This is a genomic window from Dehalococcoidia bacterium, assembly GCA_030018455.1.
Lineage (GTDB): Bacteria > Chloroflexota > Dehalococcoidia > DSTF01 > JALHUB01 > JASEFU01.
Genome location: JASEFU010000001.1, coordinates 82,236 through 100,652, shown reverse-complemented (window position 1 = coordinate 100,652; position 18,417 = coordinate 82,236). Strand labels below are relative to the sequence as shown.

Sequence of the window (18,417 nt, the reverse complement as noted above, 5' to 3'; positions counted from 1 at the left end):
AACAGGGAGGTTGTTTGCCCGAGAAAAGCAACGGAGCGCGAATGCGTAGCAGGGTTCCGGCAGGGTGGCAGGCCGGGACTCACCAAACACCGGAAGCAAGACTCTTAATCCACGGCTCACACGTAGCTTTTCTCTCAGCGCTCGCGCTCATAGCTGCCGTAGCCCTTCTGCTTCTCCCTGCCCGCCGTTTCGTAGTTGTGGCGGACGGGACCGAGCGGACTGTGGCCACTCATCTGCGGTCGGAGGCGGCTCTCCTCCGCTCGGCCGGCGTCACCCTGTCGCAAGGCGACGTCGTAACTCACCGGCAGAGCAGGCGGGGCGACGAGATCGTGACTGTCGAGCGCGCGGTCCCCGTGATCGCCGAGGTCGATGGTCGCCTCGTCTACTGGAGAACTACGGCGAAGACGGTGGGGGAGGCCCTGGCGGAGATCGGGGTGCGCATCGCGGACGCCGACAGCGTTTTCGTGAACGACGTGCGTGTCAGTCCGGACGATTCGCTCGCCGCCGGCAGGATGCTCATGGTATACCGCTCGCGGGGGATCGGCAGCTTCCCCGCTGTTGCCAGCCCCAAAGCGCCGCTTTCGCTGTCCCTGCGCCGGGCAGTATCGTTCACGGTCATCGAGGACGGCCATACGCTTCATCTGCGTTCCAGCGAGCTGAACCTGTCTCTGGCGCTAAAGGAGGGCGGCGTCCTCATCCGCCCTGGTGACCGCGTCGTCCCCGATCTCGATACGCCGCTCGTCGCCGGGATGTCCGTGCACGTCACCCATGCCGAGAAGTTGAACGTGTTGCTGCCGGACGGCGAGAGGACCGTCTACACGCACCAACCCGTCGTCGGGGACGCGCTCGAAGAGGCGGGAATCGAACTGGGAGCGATGGACCGCGTCGAGCCGGGGCGGGACGAAGCGGTGGTAGACGGGATGACGGTCCAGGTCTTCGCCGTCGACGTCGACAAGCTGGTCGAGTGGGAGGACATCCCGTACGACACCGTGGCGCGCGCCGACCCCGACCTGCCCTGGGGTAAGGTGCGGGAGGTCGACGGCGAGCCGGGCATCCTCGCCAGAGAGTACGATGTGACATACGAGAACGGCGTTGAAGTGGCGAGGACGCTGAGCCGCGAGTGGGTGGAGAAAGAGCCGGTGGACGCTGTCGTGTACTACTCGACCCGAAGCGCGGTCGCCGCTGCCGCCGTTTCCGTGCCCGATGGCCTGAACGTTGTGCAGGTCATGCGGGTATACGCTACGTGGTACAACCCTGCGTCGGCGGGGAAGCCCCGCTCCTCGCCAGGGTACGGAATCACCAGCACCGGCGTCCCCGTCACCATCGGCGTTGTGGCCGTCGACCCGACCGTGATACCATATGGAACACGCATGTACATTCCCGGCTACGGCTTTGGGGTAGCCGCGGACTGCGGCGGCGCCATCAAGGGCAATATTATCGACCTCGGTTTTCCCGATGGGGTCACCCCGAACTGGACCTCGCGCTGGGTTGACATCTACATCCTCGGCCCCTGACGAGGGAAAGAAGCGGCAAGCCGTCGAAGACGACTGGCGCATTCCCCCAACCCGCCGCTTCCCCCGCGCCCCCCGCGCGCTTCGAGAAGCAGGCCACTTCGCGCGCAAGGGGCTAGGGCAGCACTTCCTGCGCGACCGCCGAATACTACAGCGGATCGTCCGCGCCGCCAAACTGTCTCCCGACGACACGGTGGTGGAGGTGGGCGCCGGGCTGGGCACGCTGACGGCCCTGCTCGCAAAGCGCGCCGCCAGGGTTGTCGCGGTCGAGGTAGACGAGGAGCTTTGCGACCACCTGCGGCAGCGGTTCGCGGAGACGCCCAACCTCTCGCTGGTCTGCGCCGACGTGCTGTCGCTCACCCCCTCGCAACTGTTGCGGGAGGCGGGCGCATCGCCGCCGTACGTCGTCGTCGCCAACCTCCCGTACTACATCGCCGCGCCGGTGCTGCGCTTCTTCCTCGAGGCTACGGCGCCACCGTCGCGACTCGTCGTCATGGTGCAGAAGGAGGTGGCGGAGAGCATCGTCGCCGGGCCGGGGAAAACGAGTCTGCTGGGAATGAGCGTGCAGTTCTACGCGTCGCCCCGCCTGCTCTTCACGGTTCCGCCCTCAGCCTTCTACCCGCCGCCGAAAGTGCAGTCGGCCGTGCTGCGGCTCGACGTGCGCGCGCGCCCGGCGGTCGAAGTGGAAGACACCGGCGGCTTCTTCCGGTTCGTGCGCGCCGGCTTCAGCGCCCCGCGCAAGCAACTGCGCAACGCCCTCAGCCATGCCCTCGGCGCGTCTGCGCCCCACGTTGCGGCGACGATCGCGGAGGCGGGAGTCGATCCGCGGGTGCGGGCGCAGGCGCTGGGCCTGGAAGACTGGGCGCGACTCTACGGGGCGTTCTCGGCGTCCGGTTTACATAAATCGGGAGGCACCGCCCGGTGAGGATATCGACGTTTGCTCCGGCGAAGGTGAACTGGACGCTGGAAGCGCTGCGACGCCGGGACGACGGCTACCACGAGGTCGCGACGGTACTGCAGACGATCGACCTCGCCGATAGGGTGGTGGTATCGCCGGACGAGGAGCTTCGGCTGTCGGTGAGAGGCCGCGTCGAGGGGCTGCCGGCCGTGCCGGAAGAGAACCTCGCGCAGCGGGCGGCGACGGCGCTCCTGGAAGCGGCGGGAGACCGCCAGCGGGGGGCGCTCATCGAGTTGGAAAAGGTCGTGCCGGCGGCGGCCGGACTGGGCGGCGGCAGCTCCGACGCGGCGGCGGTATTGAGAGCGCTCAACGCGCTCTGGGGCCTCGGGCTGTCTGTTGGGGAGCTGGCGTCGATCGGGGCGAAGCTCGGCGCCGATGTCCCGTTCTTCCTTCACGGGGGCACTGCCCGGGCCGGCGGTCGCGGAGAGGAAGTGACGCCGTTGCCGGATAGCCCTCAGTGCCGGCTGCTCCTGGTCGTCCCGCATACGCTCATTCCCCGCAAGACGGCGCTAATGTACGCGCGGCTGACGCCGGAACATTACACGGACGGAAGCCGGACTGCTGCGCTCGTGGAGAAGCTCCGCGGCGGAGAGCCTGTCGGCGATGGCGACCTCTATAACGTTTTCGAGAAGGTTGTCTCCGATGTAGTCCCTGCGGCCACCGAGGCGATGACGCTCGCGGGCACAATCGGCTCGAACCGGCCCCATCTTGCCGGCAGCGGGCCCGCCTTCTTCTTCCTCCTCTGCCCCGGCGAGACAACCCAGGAGTACCTGGACCGTCTCGCCGCGGCGGGCCTCGACCTTTTCCTGGTCGGGACGCTCGAAGCGACGCCTGCCACCGCACTCCGCGTGGAGGAGTGACGTGGCGGAGGTACTGGCCGGTTTCATTTGCGGGTTTGTCCTGTCCCTCATAAGCACGCCGCTTTTCGCCGTCTGGATCGTGAGGTCGCGCGAGAATGTCGCGTTCGTGCGTCAAGCGGCGCGGGGCGTGCCCGTCCTGCTCATCACCATACCAGCGGCGAACGTCGCCTTTCTCCTCTGGACTGCGCTCGGCATCGTGCTCGGCATGGGGCTGATCCTCGTTGAGCGCGCCACGTCGCAGGGGGGCCTCGGCAGCCCGAACCTGCTCTTCACCGCCATTATCCTCATCCTCGCCGTGATGATTTTCGTGCCGCCTTTTGTTCTGGTGCCGTCCGCGCGAAGGATGGCGCTCTTCCTTGCCGCGTGCTTTGTTGCGCTTTTCGGCTGGGTGACGCCGTATCTGGCGCAGATCGGCCCCAATTCGTGAGCGGCGTCGGTGCTGTGATACAGTAAGAGGCGCGAGGAGGGCGAGCATTCGCGTCATGTCCGGCAGCATCATCGATATGCACATCCACACGACCCACGGTGCCGCCGACAGCAGCCTGCGCCCGGCGGAGCTCGCCCGCGAGGCGAGACGCGTCGGGCTCGACGGCGTGGTGGTGACGGAGCACGACCGCGTGTGGGACCCGCTGGAGCTGGAGCGTTTCCACGACACCCATTCCCTGTTCATCGCCGGCGGGATGGAGGTCTCGACGGAGCTCGGTCACATCCTGGTCGTCGGCTTGCGCAAGTACCTGCCGGGGATCCGCTACGCTGAGGAGCTTCGCCGCGTGGTCCTCGAAGCGGGCGGTTACATGATCGCCGCCCACCCCTTCCGTCACTACTTCTACCGCGTCTACTGGGTTCGCCAGGGCTGGGAGCCCTTCAACATGACCCCTGAAGAGGCCGCGAAGCTCCCGCTGTTCGATCTCGTGGACGCGATCGAGGTGCTCAACGGCGGCAACAACTACGAGGAGAACCGCTTTGCGCTGCAGGTAGCCGACATCCTGGGGAAGCCGGGCATCGGCGGCAGCGATGCCCACTCGGACCAGGGCATCGGTCTGTACACCACGGTCTTCGAGAATACTCTTGAGAGCGAGGAAGACCTCCTGCGCGAGCTCAAGGCGGGGCGCTTCTATCCCGCGCACGGGCTGCTTCGTGGCAAGGTCGAGCGCTTCACCCTGAGTTCGCCTTCAGGGGGCGTCTGACCTCCGGATATCTCGACGTTCGCGGCCATGCTAGAATGAGTCTGTCATCTCTTCCTCCCGGAGACCGCGTGACCCCTGCCTACGTAGCCCTCGATCTTGAGACAACGGGTCTCAGTCCCGAAAGCTGCGAGATTATCGAGGTCGGCGCCGTGAGGTTCGACCTCAACGGGGAGATCGAGAGCTTTCAGGCTCTCGTGCGTCCGCGGGGGCGCGTGCCCCTTTTCGTTCACCGTCTCACCAGCATAAGGGCGGAAGACCTCAAGCGCGCGCCTACCTTCTCAGAAATCGCGCCCGGACTGACCGCATTCCTGGGTGACCTGCCCGTCGTGGCGCACAATGCCTCCTTCGACCTGTCGTTTCTCGCCGCGCAGGGCTTCGCTCCGCCCGCCGTCGCGTTCGACACGTACGACCTGGCGTCGTTGCTCCTCTGGGAGGCGGGCGAGTACAGCCTGCAGTCGGTGGCGCAGCACCTGGGTGTCGACTTTCCGCAGCGACACCGGGCCCTCGCCGATGCGCAGGCCGCGGCGAATGTCTTCCTGCGCCTGCGCTCGCGCCTTGCTGAGCAGCCGCTGACGATCCTGATCGAGCTGCAGCGTTTGGCCCGGGCCTTCCAGTGGCCTCTGTCATACCTGCTCGAAGAGATTTTGCGTGAGGCGCCCGCGCTCTCCACCCCAGGGGCAGGAGGAGAGACGTTGCCTGCTTTGCCGAGGGTCCCGCCTCCCCTTGCGGCCGCCGCGTCCCGCCGTCCCGTTGACCCCGAAGAAGCGCTGGCCACGCTGGAAAGCCCACAAAGGCGGCCGGAGGCGTTCGCGGGCTATGAGCACCGGGCGGAACAGCTGGCGATGACGCGGAGCGTGGCGGAGACCTTGAGCGAGGGCGGCTACCTCGTCGTCGAAGCGGGCACGGGGACAGGCAAATCGCTTGCCTACCTCGTTCCGGCCGCATTGCACGCACTGCGCAACGGCGCCCGCGTCGTCATATCTACGGATACGATCAATCTCCAGGAGCAGCTCATGAGCAAGGACATACCCGCGCTGGAGCGGCTCCTCGAAGCGGCGGGCAAAAAGACAGGAAGCGAACCGCTGCGCCACTGTCAGTTGAAGGGCCGCCGCAACTACCTCTGTCCGCGCCGTTTCGCCGCTTTCCTCAGCGCTCCCCGCAACCTTCAGGAGGCGAAGCTGGCGGCCCGCATCCTGCTCTGGCTATCGAGGACGGCGACCGGCGACCGCGCCGAACTGAGGCTCCCCCCGCAGCAGGAAACGCTGTGGGGCCGTGTGAGCGCCGACAGCGAGGAGTGTCTGGGCCTCCCCTGCGAGCACCTGCGCCGAGGGACGTGCTTCCTCCAGCACGCGCGAAAGCAGGCGGAGTCCTCCCATCTGGTGGTCGTCAATCACGCCCTGCTGCTGGCAGACGTGGCGACCGGCGGTCACGTGCTTCCCGAGTACGACCACTTGATAATCGACGAGGCCCATAACCTGGAGGAGGAGGCCACTGACCAGTTCGGCTTCGAGGCCGGCGAGGCGGACCTGGCCGCTTTCTTCGAGAGAGTGGGGTCGCGCACGCGCACGCGCATGTCGGGGCTGATCGCCGGCCTGCTGCACGCGCTGCGAACGCTCCCAGCGGAATCGCATGCAGAGGCGCAGAGTCTGATCGACAGGCTGGCGTCGGCCTCCCAGGAAGGAAGGCGGGCAGTGCCGCCCCTGTTCGACGTCCTGAGCGGGTTTCTGACCACCCACGCCGCAAGGGAAGGCGATTACGACCAGCGGATGCTCTTGACGCGGGCATCGCGCGCGCAACCCGGGTGGACGGCTGTCGAAGTAGCATGGGAGAAGCTCGATTCGGCCATGCGGCAGGCCGTCGAGGCGCTGGCGGCGACGGCGGAGGCGGTGTCGCTGGGAGCAGGCGGCAGTCCGCTGCAAGAGGAGTTGCTTTCTGAGACGCTGGGCCTCCTGCAAGACGGGCATCGCCTGCGGCGGGGCGTGGCGTCCGTGGTCTCAGGGTCAGACCGTGAGGCGATCACCTGGATGACTCTGGAGCGGTCGAGCGGGCGCATTGTCCTGTCGGCGGCGCCGCTGGAGGTGGCCGGCCTGCTGCAAAAAGGCCTGTTCTCGAAAAAGGAGAGCGTCATTCTGAGCGGCGCCACCCTTAGCGTGGCGGGCCGGATGGACTACCTCTGCAGCCGGATCGGCATCGAAGGCGCGCGGGAGCTGCTCCTCGGCTCGCCGTTCGACTACGAGCGCTCGACCCTCATGCTGCTGCCGTCGAACATGCCGGAGCCTAATGAAAACGCCTACCAGCCGCTGCTGGAGCAGGCTCTTGTCGAATTGTGCCGCGCCAGCGGGGGCCGCGCCCTCGTCCTCTTTACGTCGCACGGCGCCCTTCAGACGACATACCACGCGATAAGGGGCCGGCTGGAAGAAGACGATGTCCTCGTCCTCGCGCAGGGGATCGACGGCGCGCCGAAGAACCTGCTGAACACGCTGCGGGAGGACCACCGGACGGTCATCTTGGGGACGGCGAGCTTCTGGGAAGGGGTCGACGTAGTCGGGGAGGCGCTGTCGCTGCTGGTGATCGCCCGTCTGCCGTTTTCCGTTCCTACCGACCCCATATTTGCTTCCCGCTCCGAGCTGTTCGACGACCCGTTCATGCAGTACGCCCTTCCGCAGGCCGTACTCAGGTTCAAGCAGGGCTTTGGGCGCCTCATCCGCCGAAAGACAGACCGTGGGGTAGTCGTCGTCCTCGACCGGCGGATCAAGAGCAAGGCGTACGGACGGGCCTTCTTGGAATCGCTGCCGGCATGCACGTTGCGGGAGGAGCCGCTGCGGGCGATGCCGCAGGCAGTACGGGACTGGCTCAGCCGTGAGCCGGGCCCAGGGGCCTGAGACGCTCCACCAGCGCGATCTCGTCCTCGCGGCTTGACGTCAGGCCGTCCAGTCGGGCGGCGCGAAGCATTCTGAGCAGCGCGCCCAGGCGGGGGCCCTCCGGCACGCCCATGCGCCTGAGAGCGCGCCCGTTGAGGAACGGCCGCAGGCGCCGCCATTCCTTGAGGAACATGTCTGTCCGCTCCGCCGCTGTCCCTTCGCGGAGCATGAGCCGCAACGCCCAGACGCCGGCGACGGCGAGCGGCTCCAGCATCTCCACGACGGCGCTGGGCGCGAGGTGGGGGTCGAGCAGCGTCGGCACGAGTTCGCGCGCCTTCGCTGCATCACGAAGGGCCTGCTGATGACGTCGCGCCAGGCTGAGGCGCTCTCCGAGTGATTCTACCTCCTGCTCGCTGCTTCCCCAGGCGATGAGGCAAAGGCATACTTCGTCCCAGGGGGCGGCACGCTCCTCTTCCGCCAGCGCCAGCGCCGCCGCCCCGCCGGCATCGAAATGCAGCGCCGGGTGGATAGCGCGCAGCAACCCCAGCTCTTCGCAGCGGGCGAGGAGGACGTCGGGACGCGGCTCGTAGAACATGAGGGTCAGCTCGTGCATGATGCGGGCGCCGCTGATCGTGTCGAGATACGCGCGATCGCGCTCCACCAGAGCCAGCGTCGGGCCGTCAATCGTGAACGAGAGCCGGCCCTCGTAGCGCACCGCCCGCAGGATCCGGGTCGCGTCGTCGCGGAAGCTGGCCTCGTGGAGCACGCGGATCGTCCTCTGCTCGAGGTCGCGCTTGCCGAAGAAGGGATCGATCAGGCGTCCGGCGCCGGGACGCGTCAGTTTCAGGGCCATCGCGTTGACGGTGAAGTCGCGCCGCGACAGGTCGTCTTGGAGGCTGGCGGGCCGCACGACGGGAAGCGACCCCGGCCGGGGGTAGCTCTCCGCGCGTGTTTGCGCGAGGTCGAGGCGGAAGCCCTGACCGGCGACAGAGGCGGTGCCGAAGGCCGAGTGGACCGTGACCCTTGCGCCCGTAAGCGCCGCCATCTCCCCGGCCAGGGCGATGGCGTCACCTTCGACCGCGATGTCGAGATCGACCTCCGGGCGGTCGAGCAGCAGATCGCGGACGCTGCCGCCCACGAGGTACAGCGCTTCTTCTCGGGTCTCAGCCAGCCGCGTGAGTTGCCCGAGAGCGTTCAGGGCGGGCCCCGGGAGATGCTTCTTCAGCACGGACAGCAGCGGGCGTGCTGGCATAGTGCGAAAGGTCCCCCTTCAGACTGCGGGTCGGCCAATTATAGCACGCGGCTTGACAAACCTACGTTCGATTCATATCATGCGGCTAGAGTCGGCCCAGGCTAGCTGAAGGGAGCCGCCGGGGGCGCTCGTCTTGATGAGGGGGACGGCCAGCAAGTATGCATCCGGCCCCGTTTTTCCGATCACGAACGCGATCGTTGTGGTGGAGAGACCGCCTCTGGGCGGTCTATCATATTTGTCCGACGAGAAGACCATGTTAGCGAGGGCTTGAAATTGCCGGACTGGAGCTTGTTGGAAAAACGCATGGGTGTAAAGTTCCGTAATCCGTCGCTACTCCAGCAGGCGCTGGTGCACCGCTCTTACCTGAACGAGGTCCCCGAGTCGGGGTTTGATTCCAACGAGCGACTCGAGTTCCTGGGCGACGCCGTCCTGGGACTGGTTGTCGCAGCCAAGCTTTACGGCGACTACCCCGACCGTCAGGAGGGCCAGCTTACGGAGCTGCGGGCGGCGGTCGTGCGCCGCGACGCGCTGGCGAAGGTGGCGAAGCGGCTCACTCTGGGGGAGTACCTGTACCTCGGGAAGGGTGAGGAGTCGGCAGGGGGGAGGAACCGCCCCTCGAACCTCTCCGCCGCGTTCGAGGCCGTCGTCGGCGCTGTCTATCTGGACGGGGGAATCGATAAGGCGCGGCGCTTTGTCATCCGGTCGCTGGCCCCGGAGTTGGGCGCGCTCCCCAAGGGACGCATTCCCGGCGACCCGAAATCGCGGCTGCAGGAGATACTGCAGGCCCGCTATCAGCGGCCGCCCGTCTACAGGGTGGTGCGCGACGAAGGCCCCGATCACTCGAAGGTGTTCACGGTGCAGGTATCGGCGGGCAGAAAGGTGCTCGGCACGGGACAGGGGAAGAGCAAGCAGCAGGCGGAGAAGGCGGCAGCGACGCGCGCTCTTGAGAGCCTCGAAGGCGAGGGCTCGCGGCGGCGCGCCAGGAAGAAAAGGTCCTGAGGAAGGATGTACCTCAAGCGACTCGAGCTGCAGGGATTCAAGAGCTTCGCCTCTCGCACCGCGCTTGAGTTCAGCCCCGGCGTGACCTGCATCATCGGGCCCAACGGCGTCGGCAAGAGCAACGTCGGCGACGCTATCCGCTGGGTGCTCGGCGAGCACAACTCGCGGGCGCTGCGGGCGCGCAAGCTGGAAGAGGTCATCTTCTCCGGCAGCAGCGTGAAGTCGCCTGTCGGCATGGCCGAGGTCGATCTCATCCTCGACAACAGCGACGGCGCCCTCCCCATCGATTTTACGGAAGTGCGCATCGGCCGCCGCGCCTTCAGGGACGGCCAGAGCGAGTACCTGCTCAACGGGAACCGCGTGCGCCTTCGCGAGATACAGGACCTGTTCGCGGGCGCGCACGTGGGGCACGGCGGTTACGCCTTCATCGGGCAGGGGCTGGTCGAGGAAGTGCTGGCTCTGCGGCCGGAAGACCGCCGCGCGCTTGTCGAAGAGGCCGCCGACGTCCGCCGGCACCGCCTGCGCCTGGAAGAGGCGCGCGGCCGTCTCGCCGCCACCCGCGAAAACCTCGATCGGGTCAACCTTCTTCTGGCGGAGATCGGCCCGACGCTGGGCCGTCTCGAACGGCAGGCCGAGCGGGCAATGCTGCACAGTCAGCTCAGCCGCGAGCTTGAACAGGCGCTCCAGGCGCTGTACGGCCACCTCTGGCGCGAGGCGCAGGACTACCTTACGGCCGCGCTCGCCGCTTCCGACCAGAAACAAGAAGAGTACCGCCAGGCGGAGACGCGCATCGCGACGTACCAGGAGGGCTTGCAGGCGCTGCAAAAGGCGATCGAGAAGCGACGGCGCGAGATTGAGGAGCGGACGCAGGCGGAGCGCCGCCTCAGCGATGACGTGCGCCGCCTCGAACACCAGCTTGCCCTCGACGAGGAGCGGCAGCGCCTTCTCGGCGACCGCAGGCAGGAGTTGCGCTCCGACATCGAGAGCCTAGAGGCGGAGCGGGAGCGCCAATCTCAGCGGGCGGCCGGCGGCGGCGAGCGGCAGGCGGCCCTCGACGAGGAGGTCGAGCGCTGTCGCGCGCAGCTCGTGGCGCGGCGTCAAGAATTGACGGAGGCTGAGCGGGAACACGCCGAGCTTCGCCGCGGACAAGTGGAGGCTGAGGAGCAGGCACTGCGTCTCGAGACATCGGTGCGAGAAACAGAAGGGCGCATCGAGCGGCTCAAGAGGGCGCAGGAGGGCCTCGCAAACGAGCTCGCCGAGATCGAGGGGCGGCGCAAAGAGTCGCTGAGACGGCTCGGCTCGTTGGCGCAGGACTTCCTCCTTTACCACAACGAGAAGCGGCGCCTCGAACGCGAGCTGGCGGACGCCGCCGACGCGCAGACGTCGGCCAACGCGCGCATCGCCGAGGCGAGGGCGGCGATCCTCCGCGCCGAAGAGCAGGTCCCCCGGCTCCAGGCCCAGGTCCAGCACGCGGAGGCGCGGCTCGAGATACTGGGGCGTGTCCAGGCGCAGTACGAAGGGTTCGAGGACGCCGTGCGCATGCTCCTCGTCGCCGCGGGGCGCATTCCGCCCGCCGACGACGACGATTATCCCGAGCCGGGCAGCCTTCAGGGCGTGCTTGGCATCATGGCGCGGCTGGTGCGCGTGGCGCCGGGACTGGAGAAAGCGATCGAGGCGGCGCTGGCCGAAAGTCTGCAGGCGATCGTGCTGGAGAGCTACACCGACGCCCTCGCCGTGATGGAGCTGCTCCGCCAGTACCAGAACGGGCGCGTCACGATGTACGCCCTCGACAGCCTGAAGGTATCGCGGCCGCTGGTGCTGTTGAAGGAGAAGGGAATACTTGGGGTAGCGTCCGACCTCGTGAGCTGCGAAGCGCGCTACCGGCCCCTTGTCGAGACGCTCCTCGGGCGCACGATAGTGGTCGAGACGCTGCCGCTGGCGCAGAAGGTCGTGCGCCGTGGCCTGGGCAACGTGGTGACGCTCGACGGCGAGCTGCTGCGCCCCAGCGGCGCCATGACCAGCGGCACCATCCGCAGCGCGGGCGAGCTTGTGCGGCGCGAAAGCGAACTGCACCATCTGCCGGAGCAGGCGTCGCAGGCGAAGGCGGAGCTGGAAGGGCTTCAGAAGGAGATCGAGGTCGGACGCGAGACGGTGAAGGAATGCGAGGCGACGCTCGCGAAGGAAGCGGCGCGACAGCAGCGTTTGTGGCAGGAGCGCGCCGGTCTCGAGCAGTCGCTTGTCGAGTACCGCAGCCGGCTGGCGTCGGTGGGAGGACAGCTCAACGAATTGCGCCGCGAGAGCGCTCGGGCCGCACAATCGGCGCGGCAGCTCGTAACGGAGGTCAAGACGCTGGAGCGGGAGCGGGACGCCATGCTCGGGGAGGCGAAGGCGGCGCGTGAGAGGGCGGAGCGCCAAGAGGAAGCGGTGGCCGCCCTCAGCGAGCGTCTGCCGGCGCTCACCGAGGCTGTGAGCAACGCGAGCGTAGCGCTGGCGGCGGTAGAGGGGGAGCGTCAGGCCGTCGCCCTGCGGCAAGAGGAGCAGCAGGCCGCCCTCGCCCGCGTCGACGGACAGCTTGAACAGAAGCGCGCCCAGCTTTCCGAACTCGAAAAGTCTCTTTCGATGGTGGCGCGGCGTCTCCAGGATTCGCGCCTCCTCGTGCTGAAGCAGCGCGAGCAGCTCGAGAGCGTGACGCGCGTCCAGGGGCCCGGTCAGGAGGAGCTGGCCCAGCTCGAATCGCGCGAGAAGACGCTGAGAGCGGAGCTCGAACGGGCCCTCGCGCAGCGGCTGGAAGCGGAGCGATTCCTGCTCGAAGCGCAGGCGCAGGTCAAGCTCAAGTCGGACGAGCTAAAGGCGCTGCAGGAGAACATGGAAGCGGAAGGGCTCATGCCCACTCCGACGGGCGACGTCGTGCCGATAAAGGCGGAGCCTGCGAGAGAGGTCCCCGTGTGGCTCAGCGGCGGTGTTGAGGGCGGGATGGGGCGTGAGGAGTTCCTGCCGCCGATACAGGGCGGAGCGCCCGTCGATCCCGTCGCCCTGAGGGAGACGATATCGGAGCTGCGGGCGCGAATCCGCGCGCTCGGCCCGGTCGACGCCCAGGCGCCTGCCGACTACGCGGAGCGCCGGCAGCGCTACGACTTCCTCGCCGGCCAGGTCGACGACCTCAAGCAGGCGGAGCGCTCGTTGCAGGAAGTTATCGCGCAGCTCGAGACCAAGATCAGGGAGCGTTTCGGGGAGGTATTCCAGCAGGTCAACGGACGGTTCCAGGAGTATTTCGCCACGTTCTTCCAGGGAGGCAGCGCCCGGCTTATGCTGACCGGCAAAGACGGCGACGAGCCGGGGGTCGATATCGTGGCGCAGCCGCCGGGAAAGCGCGTCAGCAGCCTCTCCATGCTTTCGGGAGGCGAAAGGGCGCTGACCTCGGTCGCGCTGCTCTTCGCTCTTCTCCAAACGCGTCCGTCGCCCTTCTGCCTCCTCGACGAGGTGGACGCGATGCTGGACGAGGCGAACGTGGGGCGGTTCGTCGACGCCGTGCGGAAGCTGTCGCGGCTCAGCCAGTTCATCCTCGTCACCCACAACCGGCGCACCATCGAGATGGCCGACCACATCTACGGCGTATCGATGGGACAGGACAGCGTCTCGCGCGTCCTCTCGTTGCGCCTCGCCGACGTGCCCAACTGACGCCCCTTTGATCCGGGCCGGGGTATTCTTCGCCCGGCTTCCCGCTTTTCCCGCAGCAAGCGAAGACTGCGTCTGCTTTCGTTGAAGCGAAGCGGGCCGTCCGCTATTCTGGAACCGACGCTGCGATTACACGCGTGGTCCTGCGATCGGGAGGTCTGCTTGCGGAAGGCGCTGTTTGAACGGCTCGGAAAGGCGGTGGAAGGCCCGGCCTACAAGTGGTGGGCCTTCGCTGCTGTCTCCATCGGCGTCTTCATGTCCACCCTCGACGTCAGCATCGTCAACATCTCGCTCCCCCGCATCATGACCGGCCTCAACGCGGGCTTCGATGCCGTGCAGTGGGTCGTGCTCTCTTATCTCTTGACCATTACGTCGCTGCTGCTTGCCTTCGGCAGCCTCGCCGACCTGATCGGCCGCAAGAAGGTATACGTCGCCGGCTTCGCCGTCTTCACGTTCGGCAACCTGTTTGCGGCGATCGCTCCCAATGTCGTCCTGCTCATCGTGGCGAGGGCGCTCGCCGGCGTGGGCGGCGCGATGATCCAGGCCAACGGCGCGGCGATCACCGCTGCTGTCTTCCCGCCGGAGGAGAGGGGGAAGGCGCTGGGGCTGAACGGGACGATCGTCGCCTCCGGCCTCGTCGCCGGCCCGACGATCGGCGGCGTGCTTACCGACGCGCTGGGGTGGCGGTCGGTGTTCTATATCGCGATACCGGTGGGACTGACGGCGATACCGTTCGCCGCGCTCGTCTTGCGGGAGCGCCTGATTTCCACCGGCGCTCGTTTGCTGGAGCGTCGCTTCGATTGGCCGGGGGCGGCGCTTTGGGCCGGTTTCCTGTTCTGCCTCCTCTTCGGGCTCAACCGGGGCTCTCTGCTCGGGTGGAAGTCGTCGGCGGTGGTGGCGCTATTCGCCGCCTCGGGGCTCTTGCTGGCGAGTTTTCTCGTCAGGGAACTAAAGGTGAGCAACCCCACCATCCGGCTGAGCCTGTTCAGGGTCTGGGGCTTCTCGGCGGGCTCGACCGCCAGCTTCGCCAGTTTCATGGGCCAGCAGGCGAGTGTCTTTCTCATGCCGTTCTACCTCCAGCTCGCCCTCGGCTTGAGCGCTCGCACGGCCGGTGTGCTGATGACGGCCGTTCCGTTCAGCATGGCCGTCGTCGCGCCGATAAGCGGGCGCCTCTCCGACCGCTACGGCTCACGCGGGCTGGCGACGGCTGGACTCGCCGTTGTCGGGGCAGGGCTCTTCCTCCTGTCGTCGATCACGACCGAGTCGCAGGATTACGGGCCGATCTTGGGCGCCTTCGTGCTCCTCGGTCTGGGGATGGGTTTGTTCCAGTCGCCGAACAACAGCTTCATCTTCGGCGCTGTGCCGCGCGAGTTCTACGGCGTTGCTTCCGGCTTTATCGCCACGCTTCGTAATGCGGGCAGCTCGCTGGGCATCGCCGTGTGGGGCACCATAGTCACCTCGCAGCTCGCCTCGCACGGGTTCAAAGGAGACTTGCAGGCGACGGTCTCGAATCCCGGCCTGGCGGAGAGGGTGATGCCGGTGTTCCTGGACGGTATGCACCTGGCGATGCATGCCGCGGTTATCGTGATCATCATTGGGATTATCGCCTCTGCTTTGAGAGGCCCTGCCGGCGATTCGCGGCCGCCCGTTTACGCGGCGCAGGCTCAGCGTGAAGAGGCGGGCCGCTCTTCCTGAACGTCGGCCCATCCTGCTCGCGACCCGGCAGCCGGTACTCGGGCGCGTGTTCGGGCCAGACGGGCCACAAGCGAGGCCGAAAGCGGCGGCAGCGCCGCCCGCAGCAGCGCGAGGCAGAGGACCGCGAAGACCAGCGTGTGTAAGGCGGCGACCCCCACTGTCAGCTCAGAGTAGAGGTAACGGGTGGCGAACGGCTTGTACGCCGGCCCAACGATAAAGACGTTTAGGAAGAAGGTGACGCTCAGCGGCGCATAGAGGAGGAGCCAGCGTGGGCGGATCACCAGCATGGGCGCGGCGAGAACGAAGAATGGGTAGAGGTAGCGCTCGTGGACGGAGACGGGAAGCATGTAGAACGCGAAAGCCATGAAAGCGCACGCTTCGAGCAGTCCCGTCAGGTCGCGGCGGCGTTGCAGGTAGGCGAGGGCCAGCAAAGCGGCCGCCCCGAAGACGAGAATCGAGGCGTTCTTGTAGCTCAGGGATGCTCCGGCAATCGACAGCAGGGTGTCGTCCGGCAGCGGATGGGTGTGGATAGCGGGAAGCCACCAAAGGTTCCAGGCCTGCATGGAGAGGGTCGGCTGTGGGGTGAAAAGCGTTTCGTAGACGTGCAGCAGCTCCGCCGCCTTGCCATTTGCCAGCCAGTAGCCGTACATGAGGCCGACTCCGGCAACGGCGCCGATGAACGCCTTGCCCAGTCCCGTCCATCGCCACTGCCACCAAACGAAAGCGATAAGCAACGGGAGCACGAACAGCGGCTGCGGTTTGATCGCGAAGCCCACGGCCCACAGGAAAAACGCGGGTGCGGGCCGGCCTGTCGCCAGCGCGAAGACAGCGGTAAGGATGAAGAAGGTGATGATGCCGTCCGTCTGCCCCCAGACGGCTGAATCGTAGACCAGGGCGGGTGCGAAGGCGACCGCCGCCGCCGGGAGCAACGCAAGGGAGACGCCGGGCGTCATCGGGAGACGCCGGAGAGCGGGGAAGCGGCTCACGGCAGCGTCGACGACATCCGGGCGTGACTTCAGCAGATGGGACGAAACGGCGAAAGTCGCCCAGACGAGGAGCAGATCGAAGAGGACGGGCGACGCCTTCACCAGCAGGTCGAGCCGGAACGACGACGTGTCGAAGCCTGGCGAGAGCCACCCGTACGCCAGACCGGTAGCCCAGAGGAAGTAGTTGTAGCCTATGTAGTTGACCTCGGGGTCTTCGTAGACGTTCGCCAGGCCATGCTCATAGATCAGCGCTGCCCACTGCTTGAAGATTAGCCCGTCTGAGTAATCGCCGGAGAGGTGCGCCGTGAGGGGCAGCAGCGGAAGCCGCACGGCGAGCGTGACGGCGAGCAGCGCCAGCAGCGGGTAGAACTTCGCGCGAGCCGAAACGCCCTTTCTCTGCTTCGTCATCGGTCCTTTCGCGCTATGCGCTCCCTGATCACTTCCGCGAGGATGACCGAGCTGTTGCGTTCGGTGTCGCGCGAGCCGTAGACAAGCGTTAGAGTGCCCGCGGCGGCCTTTTCGGCCAGTTCCGCCACGAGGTCCTGCTGGCGCGGCCCTTGGAGTTCTCGGCGGTACCTCCGCTGGAACTCGTCCCACTTCTCAGGCTCGTGGTTGTACCAGCGGCGCAGCTCGGGCGACGGAGCGATCTCTCTCAGCCAGGCGTCGATCGCCAGCTTCTCCTTTGCGATACCTCGCGGCCAGAGGCGTTCGGTCAGCACCCTTACGCCGTCTTCCGGCGACGAAGGCTCGTAAGCCCTTTTCACGCGAACAGACACGCTTTCCCTCCCCCCGGGACAATCTTTCGCCGCATATCTCTGAGTCAGTGATTCTACCGCCCAACGGGCGATTGATGAAGAAGCGGACTCCCGGCGCTCAGCGCTAATCTACAGACCTGCGGCTAGCAGAAGCATGAAAATGGACGCGGAGAACGTGACGAATGGCTGTACGAGCCTCCGGTTGGGCTTATTGTTCCATCGTCGTCGCTGGGAGTAGACTTGCCGCATCCGGGAAGCAACGGCACCGCCAAGGAGGTGAAAGGATGGACATCTATCACGAGCTCAGCGTTGGTCTGACCGACGATGATCGCGCGCTGAAGGAGCACATACATCGCTTTGCCAAGGAAGTGTTGCGCCCCTCCGCGATGGCGCTGGACGAGATGACGCCGGAGCAAGCGATAGCGAAAGGCTCCGTGTACTGGGACGTCTGGCGGCAGATAAAAGAGCTGGGGCTCCACAAGCGGGGCATGCCGGAACACCTGGGAGGGGTGATGCTCACGCCAATCCAGAACTGCATCCTCATGGAAGAGCTGTCGTGGGGGTCAATCGATTGGGCGGTGGCCTTCGGGGCGAGCTCGATGCCCTACATTTTCGCCAACGTCATCGGCAGCCCGCGGCTCGTGGAGGAGGTGGTCATCCCCTACATTGAGGACAAAGACGGGACGTGCATCGGCTGCTGGGCGATCACTGAGCCGGCGCGCGGCTACGATGTCATGCTCACGTTCGTCGACGGGAGCGGCATCAGCTTCGACACGCGCGCAAAACTCGACGGCGACAACTGGATTATCAGCGGACAGAAGTCGGCGTGGGTGAGCAACGGCACGGTGGCGAAGCACGCCCTGACATTTGTGAGCGCTGAGACAGAAGACGGTAAGGAGCCGGCCGTTGGTGTGTGCGTAGTGGCGCTCGACCAGCCGGGAGTCTCGAAGGGGAAGCCACTCAACAAGATCGGTCAGCGGGCGCTGAACCAGGGGGAGATCTTCTTCGACGAAGTGGCGGTGCCGCGTAGCGAGATGGTGATATTACCTCGTCGCAAGCCCGAGGATGCGCCAACGGGCAGTACGGGCTTCAACCCCAACGCGGCGCTGGGAGTGGCTTTTGTGGGCGTCGCGCGGGCGGCGTTCGAGGAGACGCTCGAGTACTGCAAAAACCGCGTTCAGGGGGGTGCGCCGCTCGTAGAGCACCAACTGGTCCAGCGCAAGCTCTTCGACATGATGACAAAAGTGGAGACGGCCCGCGCCTACGCACGCGCCGTGTCGCTTTACAACAGCGCCAACCCCCTGGGCTTCGGCTTCTACAGCAACGCCTCGAAGATATACGCTACCCAGGTCGCCTATGAGATCGCCGACCAGGGCGTGCAACTGCACGGCGGCATCGGGTTGTGCAAGGGCATGCTGATAGAGAAGCTCTTCCGCGACGCACGGGCCGGTCTCATCGAAGACGGGGCGAATGATTCGCTCGCGCTGTCGGCGGCGCCGTCGATGGTCAGAAGCTACGTCTATTCGCGCTAGCGATTCGGGCCGCCGTCGAGTTCGGCCGCGCACGGGCAACACGGTGTCACGTCGCGTCTGCCGATCGGGGGACCCGGAAGCGGACGCACTACGCCGGAACGGCCTTCTTGCCGATAAGAGAGTACGGCATATCTAGACTGAACAGC

General features: G+C 66.5%; 13 protein-coding genes. 10 read left to right on the top strand and 3 right to left on the bottom strand.

The features are described 5' to 3' along the window. Positions 1–41 precede the first annotated feature (41 nt). The 6 genes from QME71_00470 to QME71_00445 all read left to right on the top strand — a co-directional run bounded on the left by QME71_00470 (position 42) and on the right by QME71_00445 (position 7,398). The gene (locus QME71_00470; GenBank protein ID MDI6856782.1) at positions 42–1,514 is read left to right on the top strand and encodes a ubiquitin-like domain-containing protein; all 1,473 of its coding nucleotides are present in this window, start codon (positions 42–44) and stop codon (positions 1,512–1,514) included. Then, the gene (gene rsmA / locus QME71_00465) at positions 1,489–2,436 is read left to right on the top strand and encodes a 16S rRNA (adenine(1518)-N(6)/adenine(1519)-N(6))-dimethyltransferase RsmA (GenBank protein MDI6856781.1); all 948 of its coding nucleotides are present in this window, start codon (positions 1,489–1,491) and stop codon (positions 2,434–2,436) included. The genes QME71_00470 and rsmA overlap by 26 nt, the downstream gene beginning before the upstream one ends. Next, the gene (gene ispE / locus QME71_00460; GenBank protein ID MDI6856780.1) at positions 2,433–3,329 is read left to right on the top strand and encodes a 4-(cytidine 5'-diphospho)-2-C-methyl-D-erythritol kinase; all 897 of its coding nucleotides are present in this window, start codon (positions 2,433–2,435) and stop codon (positions 3,327–3,329) included. Before rsmA ends, ispE begins: the two co-directional genes overlap by 4 nt. A gap of 1 nt (position 3,330) precedes the next feature. Next, complete coding sequence (locus QME71_00455; GenBank protein MDI6856779.1) at positions 3,331–3,756, top strand: hypothetical protein; 426 nt, start codon at positions 3,331–3,333, stop codon at positions 3,754–3,756. 55 nt (positions 3,757–3,811) lie between these two features. Beyond that, on the top strand, positions 3,812–4,516 hold the full coding sequence (locus QME71_00450; protein ID MDI6856778.1) for a PHP domain-containing protein: 705 nt from the start codon (positions 3,812–3,814) through the stop codon (positions 4,514–4,516). Between the two features lie 68 nt (positions 4,517–4,584). After that, complete coding sequence (locus tag QME71_00445; GenBank protein ID MDI6856777.1) at positions 4,585–7,398, top strand: helicase C-terminal domain-containing protein; 2,814 nt, start codon at positions 4,585–4,587, stop codon at positions 7,396–7,398. On the opposite strand, the gene QME71_00440 is transcribed toward QME71_00445, so the two are convergent. Next, positions 7,370–8,629, bottom strand: coding sequence for a hypothetical protein (locus QME71_00440; protein MDI6856776.1), 1,260 nt, complete (start codon positions 8,627–8,629; stop codon positions 7,370–7,372). The two genes, QME71_00445 and QME71_00440, sit on opposite strands and share 29 nt — an antisense overlap. Before the next feature lie 303 nt (positions 8,630–8,932). On the opposite strand from QME71_00440, the gene rnc reads away from it, so the two are divergent. The 3 genes from rnc (at position 8,933) to QME71_00425 (ending at position 14,998) form a co-directional block, all read left to right on the top strand. Beyond that, on the top strand, positions 8,933–9,628 hold the full coding sequence (rnc, locus tag QME71_00435; GenBank protein MDI6856775.1) for a ribonuclease III: 696 nt from the start codon (positions 8,933–8,935) through the stop codon (positions 9,626–9,628). 6 nt (positions 9,629–9,634) lie between these two features. Beyond that, complete coding sequence (gene smc, locus QME71_00430) at positions 9,635–13,306, top strand: chromosome segregation protein SMC (GenBank protein MDI6856774.1); 3,672 nt, start codon at positions 9,635–9,637, stop codon at positions 13,304–13,306. Between the two features lie 159 nt (positions 13,307–13,465). Further along, positions 13,466–14,998 (top strand): MFS transporter, encoded by a 1,533-nt coding sequence (locus QME71_00425; protein ID MDI6856773.1) that lies wholly within the window; start codon positions 13,466–13,468, stop codon positions 14,996–14,998. Here QME71_00425 and QME71_00420 read toward each other — a convergent pair. After that, entirely contained in the window at positions 14,968–16,392 is a 1,425-nt protein-coding gene (locus QME71_00420; protein ID MDI6856772.1) for a hypothetical protein, read from the bottom strand. The two genes, QME71_00425 and QME71_00420, sit on opposite strands and share 31 nt — an antisense overlap. Continuing rightward, the gene (locus tag QME71_00415; GenBank protein MDI6856771.1) at positions 16,389–16,760 is read right to left on the bottom strand and encodes a DUF488 family protein; all 372 of its coding nucleotides are present in this window, start codon (positions 16,758–16,760) and stop codon (positions 16,389–16,391) included. Before QME71_00415 ends, QME71_00420 begins: the two co-directional genes overlap by 4 nt. Positions 16,761–17,023: 263 nt before the next feature. Between QME71_00415 and QME71_00410 the strand changes: the two genes are divergently transcribed. After that, positions 17,024–18,271 carry an acyl-CoA dehydrogenase family protein gene (locus QME71_00410; protein ID MDI6856770.1) on the top strand — a complete coding sequence of 416 codons (1,248 nt, stop codon included), beginning with the start codon at positions 17,024–17,026 and terminating at the stop codon, positions 18,269–18,271. The last annotated feature ends 146 nt before the right edge of the window (positions 18,272–18,417 follow it).

Coding starts and splice junctions, on each gene's coding strand:
- QME71_00470 (MDI6856782.1), top strand. CDS start 42: ATGCGTAGCAGGGTTCCGGCAGGGTGGCAGGCCGGGACTCACCAAACA.
- QME71_00450 (MDI6856778.1), top strand. CDS start 3,812: ATGTCCGGCAGCATCATCGATATGCACATCCACACGACCCACGGTGCC.
- QME71_00440 (MDI6856776.1), bottom strand. CDS start 8,629: ATGCCAGCACGCCCGCTGCTGTCCGTGCTGAAGAAGCATCTCCCGGGG.
- rnc (MDI6856775.1), top strand. CDS start 8,933: ATGGGTGTAAAGTTCCGTAATCCGTCGCTACTCCAGCAGGCGCTGGTG.
- smc (MDI6856774.1), top strand. CDS start 9,635: ATGTACCTCAAGCGACTCGAGCTGCAGGGATTCAAGAGCTTCGCCTCT.
- QME71_00420 (MDI6856772.1), bottom strand. CDS start 16,392: ATGACGAAGCAGAGAAAGGGCGTTTCGGCTCGCGCGAAGTTCTACCCG.
- QME71_00410 (MDI6856770.1), top strand. CDS start 17,024: ATGGACATCTATCACGAGCTCAGCGTTGGTCTGACCGACGATGATCGC.